Origin of the sequence: Pseudonocardia sp. ICBG1034, from assembly GCF_020131375.1 — a bacterium.
In the GTDB taxonomy this organism is placed as follows: Bacteria; Actinomycetota; Actinomycetes; order Mycobacteriales; family Pseudonocardiaceae; genus Pseudonocardia; species Pseudonocardia alni.
The window spans coordinates 1-14,078 of sequence record NZ_JAHLEK010000028.1 but is presented as its reverse complement, the minus strand read 5'-3'; the positions used below and the strand labels follow the sequence as shown (position 1 = coordinate 14,078).

Below are 14,078 nucleotides of genomic sequence, written 5' to 3'. Positions count from 1 at the left end.
CCGGCACCACTGCGATGTGGTGCACCCTGACCCACACCGCTGACACAGCCGCCGAGCCCGGACATTCCACACCCCGACGCTCGCCATGCGGCTCGCGATGTCCGGTTCTCCCCGCGTGGTGTACGTGGCCATCACCGACGGATGACGGGAACCAGTGATCGGTTCCCGACAGCCCCGTAGCATCGCCGGATGTCCACCCTGCGACGGCTGATCTTCTTCCCGCCAGAGGTCTCGGCGCTTCAGCGCGGCCTGATCGCCGGCGTGTGCATGCTGGTCGCGATCCTGTGGCCGCAGTTCCTGCTGCCCGCGGGCACCCCGATGCCGGTGGTCGTCGTCGCCACCGCGGCCTCGGTGCTGGTGCTGTTCGCGCTGGCGATCGCGCTGCTGCGCCGCCTCCACCCCCGGGTACGCCGCTGAGCGCACGACGTCCGCTGCTCTACGGTCCGAGCGCATGGACCCCGTCCCCCGGCCGGACCGCGAGTTCCCGGCCGACCCCTACCCCGACGCACGGCCTCCGGTGTCGTTCCTGCACGACATCGGAGGCTCGCCCCCGCTGACCGTCACCCCCCATCGGGGTGGCGCTTCGGTGGCGCTGCCTGGACGAGGTGCTCCGCGACACCGGCGCGGCACCGACGGCCGGGTGGGTCCCGCTGCTGGCTGCCCGGTCCGGTCGTCGTGCTCCGGGTGCGGACCAGAGGCCTGGCCGCGGTGCGGTCGGTCGGCCGGGCGCCGGGTCGTCGACGACCAGCGTCCCGCGACGCGGCTCACCCCCGAGCGCCGCAGGGGGGCAGACCGCCAGGTCCGGGCGGGGGAGTCCTCGGCCCGGGGAAGTTCTGTGGATCGGGTGGGAACGATCTTGGATCCGGTGGGAACCGGTTCACCGGTAACGAGGTCGGACCTGGCAGGGGTCGCCGTAGTACTCGCCGAAGATCGGGCGGATACGGCTGAGTAGCCTCCTGAGCTGCGGATGGTGGTCGCGCGGGGGAGGTCGCGGTTGGCGACGCAGGTGTTCTCGGACGAGGAGCTGGAGCGGCTGCGGGGGTTCCGGAGATCGGCCGGGAGGAGTTGTTCCGGTTCTTCACGCTGGCGCCGGCGGATGTCGCGTTCGTCGACCCGGGCCGGGGCCGCGGACCGGCGGACCGGTTGGGTCTGTCGGTGGCGTTGTGCACGCTGCCGTGGCTGGGGTTCGTGCCCGACGACGTCGCCGCCGCGCCACCGGTGGCGGTCGCCCGGCTGGCTGACCAGCTCGCCGTCGATCCGGGCGTGCTGCGGCACTACGGCCGGCGGGCGAAGACCCGCACCGAGCATCTACGACTGGTAGCGCAGTACCGCGGCTGGCGGGTGCCGACGTCGCTGGAGTTCAAGGAGTTCGACGAGTTCCTGTTGGCGCGGGCGATGGAGCACGACTCGCCGACGTTGTTGTTCCGGCTGGCGTGTGAGTACTTGATCTCGGTACAGGTGATCCGGCCGGGCCCGGTGACCGTGCTGGAGCGGGTCGCGCACGCCCGCGCAGAGGCCCAGCGAGAGACCTACGACCGGCTCGCGCACGAGTTCACGCCGCAGCGCTGTGCCGGGCTCGACGGGCTGCTGGTGGTCGATCCTGCGGTCGGGATGACCCGGCTGCGATGGCTGAGCACCGCCCCGGTCGAGGCCTCACCAGCCGGGATCAAGGCCGAGGTCACGAAGCTGGAGTTCCTGCGCGGGCTGGGCGCCGACGCCCTGGATCTGTCGGTCCTGCCGGCCGAGCGGCGCCGCTTCCTGGCCACGGTCGGGCGCCGGCTGACCGCCCAAGCCCTCGAGCGGCGGGAGCCGCAGCGCCGCTACCCGATCCTGCTCACGCTGCTGGCCCAGTCCGCAACCGACGTGCTCGACGAGGTAGTGAGCCTGTTCGACCAGGCGGTGTCGGCGCGCGAGGGCAAGGCCGAGCGCACGATGCGCGACGCGCTGGCCGAACGGGGCAAGGCCGGCGAGGACCGCCAGGCGCTGCTCGACGAGCTGCTGGCCGTCATCGCCGACACCACGATTGCCGACGAGGACATCGGCAGCGTGCTCCGGGGTGAACGGATCGGATGGACACGAATCCGGGCGGCGATGGCCCAAGCCGTTCCCCGCCTTCCCCGCGATCACGGCCACCTCGGCGCGCTCGACGTGTCGTCCTACGGGTACTTGCGGCAGTTCACCCCGCAGGTCCTGGCCGCGGTGGAGTTCGCAGGCGGCACCGCGGCGGCCGAGCTGCTCGCGGCGGTGGAGATCCTGCGCGGGCTCAACGCCACCGGCGCCCGCCGGGTCCCGGCCGGTGCCCTGACGGGATTCGTGCCCACGCGCTGGCGCGGCTACCTCGACGCGGCCCACGCATCGGGGAACACCAGCGCCTACCGGCACTTCTGGGAGCTGTGCACCCTGCTCGGGCTCCGCGACGGGCTGCGCACCGGGGACGTGTACGTGCCCGGCTCGCGCCGCTACGCCGACCCCGCCGCCTACCTGCTCACCGCCGATCAGTGGTCGTTGCAGCGCGCGTCGTTCTGCGGGCTCGTCGGCAAGTCCGCCGACCCGGCGGTCGCGCTGGCCGCGGTCGGCGACGAGCTGACCGGCGCGCTCGGCGAGCTCGAGCAGGTCCTGGCCACCGGTGACGGCCCGGTCCGCCTCGACGACGCCGGCGACCTGGTGATCTCCCCGCTGACCGCCGAGGACATCCCCGGCGAGGCGGTCGCGCTCAAGGCCGAGCTCACCGACATGTTGCCGTTCGCGCCGATCGTGTCGCTGCTGATCGAGCTCGACGGGCGGATCGGGTTGTTGGACTGCTTCACCCACGCCGGCGGGAAGCAGACCCGTTCTCCGGAGTTGAAGCGGAACCTGATCGCGGTGCTGCTCAGCCACTCCACCAACCTCGGGCTGACCCGGATGGCCGATGCGTGCGGGATCTCCTACGACATCCTCGCCTGGACCGCCGAGTGGTACGTGCGCGAGGAGACGCTGCGCGCGGCGAACCTCGCGATCATCGACCACCACCAGCGGATGCCCCTGGCCGAGGTGTTCGGCACCGGCACCCTGTCCTCCTCGGACGGGCAACGGTTCCCGGTGCGGGGCAAGACGACGACCGGGCGGGAGATGACCATCCACGGCGGGCAGGTCCTCTCGACCTACACCCACGTCACCGACCAGCACACCACCTACGGCACGAAGATCATCGTCGCGACCAAGCGCGAGGCCCACTACGTGCTCGACGAGATCCTCGGCAACGCCACCGACACCCCGATCACCGAGCACGCCACCGACACCCACGGCGTCACCCTGGTCAACTTCGGCCTGTTCGACCTGCTCGGCCTGCAGCTCTCGCCCCGGATCCGGGACCTGGGCAAGATCACGCTGCACCGGATCGCCGCGAAGGCCCGCGCCGAGACCGACTACCCCCACGTCGGGCCGCTGCTCACCCGGCGGGTGAACGTCGAGCTGATCGCCGAGCACTGGGACGACCTGCTGCGCCTGGCCGGGTCGCTGAAGTTCGGGCACGCCACCGCGTCGCTGATCGTCGGGAACTCTCGGCGTCGTCTCGGCAGAACGCGCTGGCCGCCGCGCTCAAGGAGTACGGGGCGCTGCGGCGCACGATCTACGCCGCCCGCTACCTGTCCGACCCGACCTACCGGCGCAGGATCTCTCGTCAGCTCAACAAGGGCGAGTCGCTGCACGCGCTCAAGCGCGACCTGCTCTACGCCCACGAGGGAACCGTGCGTGCCCGACAGCTGCAGGCCCAGACCGAGCAGGCGTGGTGTCTCACCCTGGTCACCAACGCCGTCGTGGCCTGGACGACCGAGTACTACGGCCTGGCGGTGGAGTCGATGCGCGCGGCGGGCCGGCGCATCGACGATGAGGTGCTCGCGCACATCTCGCCGGCGCACAGCGAGAACATCAACTTCTTCGGCACGATCGACGTCGACATCGATGGCGAGCTGGCCCAGCTCGACCCCACCGGGTACCGGCCGCTGCGCGTGCGCGACACCCTGTTCTGATCGTTCACAAGCCGGGCGCAGCCAGCCGAGCAGCGAGTCCAAAAGTGTGCCGTAAGCCGATCGCTTTGCGGGACGCTCAGTGAACGCTGGCGGTCACGCGGCGGGGTCCTCCTGACCGCCAGAACCAGAGCCAGCCGTGACGGAGTCGCAATGCGACTTGACCGCGGCCGCGCGCCCGGACGTCTCCAGGCGTCGCGGGTTCACTGACCGGGGAACGTGTCGATTCGGTGCTCCAGGCGCACGACAATCAGGGGCGACGGCGCGTCGTCCGAACTCTCGCCGAACTCGTCGATGATCCGGTCGGCGAGCGGCTGCAGGAACACCTGCCCCAGCTGCCTGATCATGATCGTCAGGACCTGCTCGCCGATCGTGCTGCGCTGTGAGGCGAGGCCACGGCGGCGCAGCTCGCCCACCTGGTCCGCGGCCAGCGCGCTGAGCTTGCTGACGAGGTCGCCGCGTTCGCCGTGCGGGTCCAAGACCGCGCGCCGCAGGTAGTCCACGACGGCCGGGCTCTCCGCGAGCATGGCGGCCACGGCACGGTCGCGGGCCGCGGCCACATCCGCACCCGAGCCGTCCGCCGGCGCGGACAGGATCGCGTCGGCGAACCGGTCGACGATGTCGAGCTCGACCGCCTCACGCAGCGCTTCCTTCGTGCCGAAGTGGTGGACGATCAGCCCGACCGTGACCCCCACCCGGGCCGCGACGGCGCGCATCGGCGTGCCCGCCACCCCGCGCTCCGCGAACAGCTCCAGCGCGGCGTGACGGATCCGTGCCCGGGCCGTGAGGTCCTCGGTCCGGCGCGGCCGCGATCGCTCGCTCATGTCGCCAACCGGGCTTGCACCGTCACGGCACGCATAGTACGACCCCGCCCCTTGTGTCGATCACACCGCGAACTATACGCTTCACCTAGGTTACTGTACGTATGTATAGTCATTTTCGAGGATGGGAGACGACGTGGACCGAGGGGCGGCCGCGCCGCTGGACGGCGTGCGCGTGGTGTCGCTGGCGGTGAACGTCCCGGGCCCGGTGGCCGCGGCACGGCTCGCCGACCTCGGCGCCGACGTCGTCAAGGTGGAGCCGCCGGCCGGGGACGCGTTGCAGGTCGCGGCGCCTGGTTGGTACCGCGAGCTGACCGCCCGGCAGCAGGTCGTGCCCCTCGACCTGCGCGACGCGCCCGACCGCGAGCGGCTCGAGCAGCGGCTCGCGACGGCCGACGTCCTGCTCACCGCGATGCGCCCGGCGGCACTGGACCGGCTGGGCCTGCGCGAGAGCGTGAGCCGTCACCGGCTGGTGCACGTCGAGATCGTCGGCTACGACGGCGAGCGCGCCGGCGAGGCCGGGCACGACCTGACCTACCAGGCCGCGCACGGCACGCTGCAGCCGCCGGCAGTCCCAACCGTCCCGGTCGCGGACCTCCTCGGCGGGGAGCGGGCCGCCCTCGCCGCCGTCGCTGGTCTGCGCCTGCGTGATCGCAGCGGTGCCGCGGTGCACCAGCCGGTCGTGCTCGACCGGGTCGCCCGGGACGCGGCCGCCGGCGTGCGGCACGGGCTGACCGGGCCCGGCGACGTGCTCGGCGGGGGGAGCCCCGGGTACGGGATCTACCCGACGACCGACGGATACGTCGCCGTCGGCGCGGTCGAGCCGCACTTCGTCGCGCGGCTGGGTGACGCCGTCGGCCGCACCCGTACCGAGCTCGCCGCGCGGTTCGCCACGGCGGACAGCACGCACTGGCAGGAGCTCGGCAACGAGCTCGACATCCCGATCGTCTCGGTCGGGCCCACCGTCGACGACACCCTCCAGGAGATGCGATGACCACCCTCGCCGGCGTCCTCGCCCGCACCGCCCGCCGCTGTCCCGACCGGGTCGCCGTGCAGTTCGGCGACGTGGCGCTCACCTACGCCGAGCTGGACCGCGCGGTGGACGAGCTGGCGGCCGAGCTGGCCGGGCGTGGTCTCGAGCAGGGCGACCGCATGCTCCTGCTGGCCGGCAACAGCGACGCGTTCGTCGTCGCCGTCTACGCCGGACTCCGCCTGGACGCGATCGTGGTGCCGATCAACCCGCGCTCGGCACCGACGGAGATCGACTACCTGGTCACCGACACCGGGGCCCGGCTCCTGCTGTTCGGGCCCGAGGTCGCCGACGGCGTCCGGGCGTGGCACTCGCTGCCCGACCGGACGGGCGACGCGGAGCCGCTGGCGCTGGGCACCGTCGAGGGATACGAGGACGTCCGCGCGGCCGCCCGGGACCACGCCGCCCGGCCCACCCACGTCGAGGTCTCCGAGGACGACGACGCTCTGATCATCTACACGTCCGGGACCACCGGGCGGCCCAAGGGGGCACTGTTCGACCATCGCCGGGTGCTGTGGGTCGGGATCAACTCCAGCATCGGCATGGGTCTGCGGGACGGGGAGCGGATGCTGCACGTCGCACCGCTGTACCACTCGGCGAGCCTCAACATGCTGCTACTGAACGGGGTGATGCTCGGAGCGACCCACGTGATCCTCCCGGCGTTCGAACCGGCCACGGTGGCCGACACCCTCGCCCGCGAGCGGATCACGTTCTTCTTCGGCGTCCCGACGATGTACACCCACCTGCTGCGGCTGCCGGACCTCGCCGCTCGCGATCTCTCGCGCCTGCGGATCTGCCTCTACGGCGCCGCACCGATGCCCGCCCGCACCGCCGAGGCCCTGGTCGCAGCGCTGCCCGACGCCTGGATCGTGCAGGCGTGCGGCCAGACCGAGGGCGGCCCGGGCGGCATCCTGCTGCACCACGACGACGTCGTCGCGCGCCCGGAGGCCAGCGGTCGGGTCGCGGTGCCCAACACCGAGGTGCGGATCGTCGACCCGAGCGGGAACGACGTCGAGCCGGGCACCGTCGGCGAGATGATCATGCGCGGCGAGTCGATGATGAAGGGCTACTGGCGCAAGCCGGAGGCGACCGCCGAGACCGTGCGCGACGGATGGGTCCACACCGGCGACCTCGCCCGGATCGACGAGGACGGCTACATCACCCTCGTCGACCGCCTGAAGGACCTCATCATCACCGGCGGGGCCAACGTCTACTCCGCGGAGGTGGAGGGTGTCCTCGCCGCACACCCCGCGGTCGGCGACCTGGCCGTCGTCGGGCGCCGGAGCGAGGAGTACGGCGAGATCGCCGTCGCCGTCGTCGACCTCGCCCCGGGCGCCACGCTCACGCTCGACGAGCTGCGCGAGTACGGCCGCACGCATCTCAGCGGCTACAAGCTCCCGCGGGAGCTCACGATCGGCGCCGTGCCGCGCAACCCGTCCGGCAAGATCCTCAAGCACCGGCTCCGGGGGGCCCTGGATGGCTGAGGAACGTGAAGGATTCCCGCACCCGCTGACAGGAGACGCCGCATGACCCGAGAAGCCGTGATCGTCGACGCCGTCCGCACCCCGGTCGGCAAGCGCGGCGGGCAGCTGCGCGACTGGCACCCGGTCGACCTGCTCGCGCACACCCTCACCCACCTCGTCGACCGCACCGGCGTGGCCCCGGACTCGCTGGCCGACGTGATCGTGGGCTGCGCCCTGCAACGCGGCGAGCAGACCGGCAACGTCGCCCGCACCGCGCTGCTCGGCGCCGGGCTGCCGATCGGTCTGCCCGGCACCACCCTGGACCGGCAGTGCGGCTCCGGTCAGCAGTCGGTCCATTTCGCGGCGCAGGGCGTGCGCTCCGGCGAGTACGACGTCGCGATCGGCGCCGGTGTCGAGTCGATGTCGCGGGTCGATCTCGGTCCGCTGTTCGACCCGAGCGGGCCGCGGGGCGAGTGGTACGGCGAGCGGGCGCTCGCCCGGTTCGAGGGCAACCTGCCTGCCCAGGGTCCGTCCGCCGAGCTGGTCGTCGCCAAGTGGGGCTACACCCGCGACCAGCTCGACGACTTCGCCGTCCGCAGCCACCAGCGGGCCGCCGCGGCGACCGACGCCGGGCACTTCGCGGCGCAGCTCGTGCCGCTGGAGGGCGTCGACGGCCCGATGACCCGCGACGAGGGCATCCGCGCCGCGCCCGACCGGCAGCGGATGGCCACGTTGACGCCGGTCTTCGACCCGGCGGGCGCGATCACCGCCGCGAACTCGTCCCAGATCAGCGACGGCGCCGCCGCGCTGCTCGTCGCCGACCGGTCGTACGCGGAGGCGGTGGGCCTGCGGGCGCGGGCGCGGATCGTGTCGATGGCGGTCGCCGCCGACGACCCGGTTCTGCAGTTCACCGCGATCCTCGCCGCCACCCGCGCCGCGCTCGACCGGGCCGGGCTGACGATCGTTGACATCGACCTGGCCGAGGTCAACGAGGCGTTCGCGCCCGTCCCGATGCTCTGGCGCGACGAGTTCGGCTACCCGGACGACCAGCTCAACGTGAACGGCGGCTCGATCGCGATCGGCCACCCGCTCGGCTCGACCGGCGGACGCCTGCTCACCCAGCTCCTCGACGAGCTGGAGCGTCGCGAGGCCCGCTACGGCCTACTCACCGTCTGCGAAGCCGCCGGCATGGCCAACGCCACCGTCATCGAACGCCTCCCCTGACCCCACCCGCGCACCGACGAAGGAGTCCCTCGTGCCGGCACCCACCCGCACCGTCGTGACCGGATACCCGTCCACGATGGGCGACGACGTCCAGCTCAACACCACCACCCTGATCCGGCACGCCGCCCGGACCCACGGCGACCGCGAGATCGTCTACCGGCTCCCGGACGGCGGCTGGGGCCGCTACACCTACGCCGACGCCTACGACCGCATCGTGCGCGGGGCGAACGCCCTGGCCGGCCTCGGCGCCGGCCCGGCCACCCGGGTCGGCATCCTCGACTGGAACAGCCGCCGTCACTACGAGCTCTACTGGGCGATCCCCGGTCTCGGGTCGGTGATGGTGCAGCTCAACCTGCGCCTGGGGCCCGAGGACCTCTCCTTCGTCGTCGCCGACAGCGGGACCTCGATCGTCTGCGTGGACGAGACGCTGCTGCCGGTCGCCGAGGCCGTGGCCCCGATGCTGCCCGACGTCACCGCGTGGGTCGTGCTGACGGACAAGCCGCTCGACCAGATCAGCACGACGCTGCCGAACGTGCACCACTACGAGGACCTCGTCGCTGCCGCGGCGCCCCGGATCGACTGGCCGGAGATCGACGAACGCTCCGCCTACGGCGCCTGCTACACGACCGGCACCACCGGCCGGCCGAAGGGCGTCTACTACTCGCACCGCGCGATCTGCCTGCACTCCTTCTCGCTCGCCACGAACATCGGCATGACCCTCGACGACTGCACGATGCTGATCACGCCGATGTTCCACGGACAGGCCTGGGGCCTGCCGCAGGCGGCCACCCTGACCGCCAACAAGATCGTCTTGCCGGGCCGGTACACGGCCGAGGACACCAGGCCGCTCACCGACGCGCTGATCGCCGAGGACGTGACCGTCACCAACGGTGCTCCCGCGATCTTCGGGCCGATGCTGGACTACATCCGCTCGCTCGAGGACAAGCCCGACCTGGGACGGCTGCGGATGATGTCGGGCGCGACCGAGCCGCCGCTGTCGTTGATGCGCGGCTTCGCCGAGCTGACCGGCGCGGAGATCGTGCACGCCTACGGCGCGACCGAGACCACGCCGCTGGTCACCATGAACCGGTACAAGCCGGGCGTGCGTGCCCGGCTGTCCGGTGACGACCTGCTCGAGCTCAAGCGCAAGCAGGGGCTCCCCGCCACCCTGGTCGACGTCCGGCTCGTCGACGCGGCCGGCGAGGACGTCCCGCACGACGGCGTCGCCCAGGGCGAGATCTGTGTGCGCGGCCCGTGGATCACCACGCGCTATCACAACATGGCCGATGCCGACGACCGTTTCACGGGCGGCTGGTGGCGCAGCGGCGACGTCGGCACGATCGACCCGGACGGCTACCTCAAGGTCACCGACCGGCTCAAGGACGTGATCAAGAGCGGCGGCGAGTGGATCTCCTCCATCGACATGGAGAACCTGCTGGCCGGCCACCCCGCCGTCGCCCAGGCGGCGGTCGTCGGGCTGCCGCACCCCAAGTGGCAGGAGCGGCCGTTCGTGCTCATCGTCCCGACCCCCGGGCACGAGGTGACGCTCGCGGACCTGCATGCGCACCTGTCGTCGGCGTTCGCGTCCTGGCAGCTGCCGGAGTCCTTCATCACGGTCAGCGAGATCCCCCGCACCAGCGTCGGCAAGTGCGACAAGAAGACCATCCGCACGACGTGGGCCGGTCACTACGGCGGTACCGATGACTGAGCAGCCCACCGAGACCCTGGTCTCCGCCGAGCGGCACGGCCCGGTCGCACTGCTCACGCTGGAGCACGTCGGGTCCTACAACGCGCTCGGCCGCGACCTGGTCGCCGAGCTGACCGGCCGGCTCACCGACGCGGCCGCCGACCCGGATGTGCGCGTCGTGGTCGTCACCGGCGCCGGCCCGGCGTTCTGCGCCGGCGCCGACATCGCCGAGGTCCCGGCCATGATCGGCGCCGCGCCGACCGACGAGCTGCCGTTCGACCGGCTCTTCGACGTCCTCACCGACTACCCGACACCGACGGTCGCGGCCGTGCGCGGCATCGCGTACGGCGGCGGGTGCGAGCTGGCGTTGGCCTGCGACATCGCGATCGCCGGCCATTCGGCCCGGTTCGCCGTCCCCGAGGTCAAGCTCGGGGTCATTCCCGGGGCCGGTGGCACGCAGCGGCTCGTGCACGCCGTCGGCAAGGCCAAGGCGATGCGCATGCTGCTGTCCGGCGACGCGGTCGACGCCGCATGGGCCTGCGACGCCGGGCTGGTCGCCGACGTGGTCGACGATGACGAGGTCGTCCCGGCCGCGATCGGGCTGGCCCGCCGCATCGCCGGGAACGCGCCGCGCGCCGTGGCACTCGCCGCGGACGCCGCCCGCCGAGCCCACGACCAGCCGCTGCGGGAAGGGCTGGCGACCGAACGCCACAACTTCCTGCGCGCGCTCGGCACCGACGACGCCCGCGAGGGGCTGTCCGCCTTCACCGCGGGCCGCACACCAGCCTTCACCGGCCGATGAGAGGGAGCATCCGATGATTCTCGACGACTACCGCGCCCCCTGGGCCACCCAGGAGCTCGACGACCTCCGCGGGCTCGCCCGCACCTTCATCGCGAAGGAGGTCGTGCCGAACCAGGAGCGCTGGGCGGCGGCGCACATGGTCGACCGCGAGTTCTGGCGGGCCGCCGGCCGGGCCGGGCTGCTCTGCATCAGCATCCCCGAGGAGTACGGCGGCGGCGGCGCGACGTTCGCCCATGAGGCCGTCATCGCCGAGGAGCAGGCCCGCGTCGGTGACGACGCCTGGGCCAACATGGTCCACAGCACGATCGTCGCGCACTACATCAACGCGTTCGGTACCGAGGAGCAGAAGCAGCGCTGGCTGCCCGGCATGGCCTCCGGTGACCTCGTCGGCGCGATCGCCATGACCGAACCCGGAACCGGCTCGGACCTCCAAAGCGTCCGCACCCGCGCCCGCCGCGACGGCGACCACTATGTGATCGACGGTGCCAAGACGTTCATCTCCAACGGCACCCACTGCGACCTGCTGGTCGTCGTCGCCCGCACCGGGGACGACGAGGGCGGCAAGGGGCTGTCCCTCATCGTCGCCGAGACCGAGGGCCTGGAGGGCTTCGAGCGCGGCCGCGTGCTGGACAAGATCGGCCAGCACGGCCAGGACACCCGGGAGCTGTTCTTCTCCGGCATGCGGGTCCCGGCGGGCAACCTGCTCGGCACCCAGGGACGCGGCTTCGCACAGCTGATGCAGCAACTGCCGCAGGAACGACTGATCATCGCGGTGGCCGGCGCCGCGGCCGCCACCGCGGCAGTCCGCGAGACGATCGCCTACGTGAAGGAGCGGGAGGCGTTCGGTCAGAACCTGATGAGCTTCCAGAACACCCGCTTCGTGCTCGCCGAGTGCGCCACCGACGCGACGGCCGCCCGCAGCATGGTCGACGGGTTCATCCCCCGCCACATGGCGGGCGAGCTGGACGCCGCGTCCGCTTCGATGGCGAAGTTCTTCTGCACCGACGTGCAGAACAACGTCGTCGACCGCTGCCTGCAGCTGTTCGGCGGGTACGGCTACATGAACGAGTACCCGATCGCGCGCATGTTCACCTCGGCCCGCGTGCAGAAGATCTACGGCGGCACCAACGAGATCATGAAGGAGCTTGTTGCCCGGTCCCTGTGAGAAGGCCGTCCACCAGATGGAGCGTCGATATCCCACGAGAGGAACCCCTACCGGGACACCCCCGCGCCGACCAGCGCTGAAGCATCGGCCCAGTACGAGGCGTCCCGTAAGCCTGGTTCGGTGAATAGTTCCGGTGAGGGGGCCATAACCGGCACACTGCCCCGGTGACCGGACTGCTGATCGGCTACGCCCGCTGCTCCACCGACGCCCAGGACCTCACCGCTCAACGCGACGCCCTCACCGCGCTCGGCGTCGCGACCGAGCGGATCTACGTCGACCACGGGCTCACCGGCACCAACCGCGCCCGACCCGGGCTACGCGAAGCCCTTGCCGCATGCCGCGCCGGCGACACCCTCGTGATCACGAAGCTTGATCGCCTCGCCCGCTCGGTGCCCGACGCCCGTGCGATCGCCGACGAGCTCACCGCCGGCGAGATCAAGCTCTGCATCGGCGCCTCGGTGCACGACCCCACCGACCCCATCGGCCGGCTACTGTTCAACGCACTCGCCATGATCGCCGAGTTCGAGGCCGACCTCGTCAGGATGAGGACACGCGAGGGCATGAAGGTCGCCAGAGCCAAGGGCCGGCTGCGCGGCAAGCAGCCCAAGCTCTCACCGCGACAGGAAGCCCACCTCGTCTCACTCCACGCCGCCGGCGAGCACACCATCAGCGAGCTTGAGGAGCTCTTCTCCGTCACCCGCTCCACGGTCTACCGAGCGCTCTCCCGCGCTCGCGCGAAGGTGGGCTGACCCGGCCCGGCAGTTACCTTGCACCTCGGGTCATCGCGAGTCCTGGGTACTACCGCCGCGCCTGGCGACGAGGTGGGCAACACCTGCGCCGCCAACCGCGATCTCCCCCCGCGCAACCACCATCGGCAGCTCAGGAGGCTACTCAGCCGTATCCGCCCGATTTTCGGCGAGTACTACGGCGACCCCTGGCATGAGCAATCAGCACCTTCCAGCCCGTCCGCACGGGTGGGAAGCCGCTTCGTGACCACCGAGGCGGTCAAGGGGTGGGAGGCGGAGGAGCTGTGCCGGGTCGCCCGGCCCAACACCTGGGAAGCCTGGATCGTGCTGACCGAGCGACCCACCGATCCGCAGAACCCCGGGCGCCAACACCGCCTACGCGGTGGACCCGTCACCCGCACCCTCGGCGGTCACGTCCTCGAGCAGTGGCAGTACGAGGTCACCACAGGCGGCCGGATCTAGTACCTGCCCCGAACCCGAACGACAGATCGTCTGGGTCGTCGCCGCCTCCACCAGCCACCGAAAGCCACCGACTGACCCCTCGGGTGAAAAAGCCACGCCCAGCAGCAGGCGCTCGACGCGAGCCTCAACTGACTCCCGACTGCTCCGGTCAACCCGACCTCGCCCTGCCCGGACGACCGGTCGCAGGGCGGCGCTGCTCTACCTTGGGCCTATGCCGTCCGTCCTGCGTCTAGGAGTCGGTGTCTCAGGAGTCGACGTCGACGATCGTGGCGTCGGCGGCAGCGCGTTGGACGGCCTCGCAGCCCTTGTGCGCGCCGGCCTTAGTCTCATATGCCTCGCCGGAGGCCACGACCTCGCCGTTGCCGGCCTTGAGCCGGAACCGGAACTTCCCGGCACGGTCCTTGTAGACCTCGAACTTGCTCGCCATCTCGACCTCCACAGTGGCCTGAATCGGTGAGTGAGCGACGCTAGCGCACTCCGTCGGGCACGTCTCGACACGACGCGGGCCGGACCACGACCTCGAGCCGCCGGCGCTGACCTGTGAACGCCCCGGCCTCTCCCCTCGGGTTGTGAGCGTCGGACGTATAGGCGTCGCGGTGAGCTCGGGTCGGCTGTCCTAGTCGGTCACTCGCTGTCCGCGTCACGGTCGTACCCGTCCGGTAGAACCGGCCGCA

At 71.6% G+C, this 14,078-nt stretch carries 11 protein-coding genes and 1 pseudogene; 10 read left to right on the top strand and 2 right to left on the bottom strand.

Annotated elements, in window-relative coordinates:
* Positions 1–189 precede the first annotated feature (189 nt).
* Both KPF22_RS31305 and KPF22_RS31300 read left to right on the top strand, forming a co-directional pair.
* Positions 190–417, top strand: coding sequence for a hypothetical protein (locus tag KPF22_RS31305; RefSeq protein ID WP_068801033.1), 228 nt, complete (start codon positions 190–192; stop codon positions 415–417).
* 648 nt (positions 418–1,065) lie between these two features.
* Positions 1,066–4,007, top strand: a pseudogene (locus KPF22_RS31300) (Tn3 family transposase).
* A gap of 200 nt (positions 4,008–4,207) precedes the next feature.
* Here the strand turns inward: KPF22_RS31300 and KPF22_RS31295 are convergent.
* Complete coding sequence (locus KPF22_RS31295; protein ID WP_161152140.1) at positions 4,208–4,828, bottom strand: TetR/AcrR family transcriptional regulator; 621 nt, start codon at positions 4,826–4,828, stop codon at positions 4,208–4,210.
* A gap of 133 nt (positions 4,829–4,961) precedes the next feature.
* On the opposite strand from KPF22_RS31295, the gene KPF22_RS31290 reads away from it, so the two are divergent.
* From KPF22_RS31290 to KPF22_RS31255, 8 genes are all read left to right on the top strand, one after another.
* Positions 4,962–5,819 (top strand): CoA transferase, encoded by an 858-nt coding sequence (locus KPF22_RS31290; protein WP_202417230.1) that lies wholly within the window; start codon positions 4,962–4,964, stop codon positions 5,817–5,819.
* Positions 5,816–7,339 carry a class I adenylate-forming enzyme family protein gene (locus tag KPF22_RS31285; RefSeq protein WP_161152138.1) on the top strand — a complete coding sequence of 508 codons (1,524 nt, stop codon included), beginning with the start codon at positions 5,816–5,818 and terminating at the stop codon, positions 7,337–7,339. Before KPF22_RS31290 ends, KPF22_RS31285 begins: the two co-directional genes overlap by 4 nt.
* A 42-nt stretch (positions 7,340–7,381) precedes the next feature.
* Positions 7,382–8,542 (top strand): thiolase family protein, encoded by a 1,161-nt coding sequence (locus KPF22_RS31280; protein ID WP_161152137.1) that lies wholly within the window; start codon positions 7,382–7,384, stop codon positions 8,540–8,542.
* A gap of 31 nt (positions 8,543–8,573) precedes the next feature.
* Entirely contained in the window at positions 8,574–10,250 is a 1,677-nt protein-coding gene (locus tag KPF22_RS31275) for a long-chain-fatty-acid--CoA ligase (protein WP_224404173.1), read from the top strand.
* Entirely contained in the window at positions 10,243–11,031 is a 789-nt protein-coding gene (locus KPF22_RS31270) for an enoyl-CoA hydratase/isomerase family protein (protein ID WP_161152136.1), read from the top strand. Before KPF22_RS31275 ends, KPF22_RS31270 begins: the two co-directional genes overlap by 8 nt.
* Positions 11,032–11,044: 13 nt before the next feature.
* Positions 11,045–12,196, top strand: a complete 1,152-nt coding sequence (locus tag KPF22_RS31265; RefSeq protein WP_161152135.1) for an acyl-CoA dehydrogenase family protein — start codon at positions 11,045–11,047, stop codon at positions 12,194–12,196.
* Between the two features lie 164 nt (positions 12,197–12,360).
* A complete protein-coding gene (locus tag KPF22_RS31260) occupies positions 12,361–12,945 on the top strand; it encodes a recombinase family protein (protein WP_161152134.1) in 585 nt (194 codons plus the stop codon).
* A 240-nt stretch (positions 12,946–13,185) separates the two neighbouring features.
* Positions 13,186–13,404, top strand: a complete 219-nt coding sequence (locus KPF22_RS31255; RefSeq protein WP_224404242.1) for a hypothetical protein — start codon at positions 13,186–13,188, stop codon at positions 13,402–13,404.
* Positions 13,405–13,648: 244 nt separating this feature from the next.
* On the opposite strand, the gene KPF22_RS31250 is transcribed toward KPF22_RS31255, so the two are convergent.
* Positions 13,649–13,831, bottom strand: coding sequence for a DUF1508 domain-containing protein (locus KPF22_RS31250; protein WP_068801081.1), 183 nt, complete (start codon positions 13,829–13,831; stop codon positions 13,649–13,651).
* Positions 13,832–14,078: the final 247 nt, after the last annotated feature.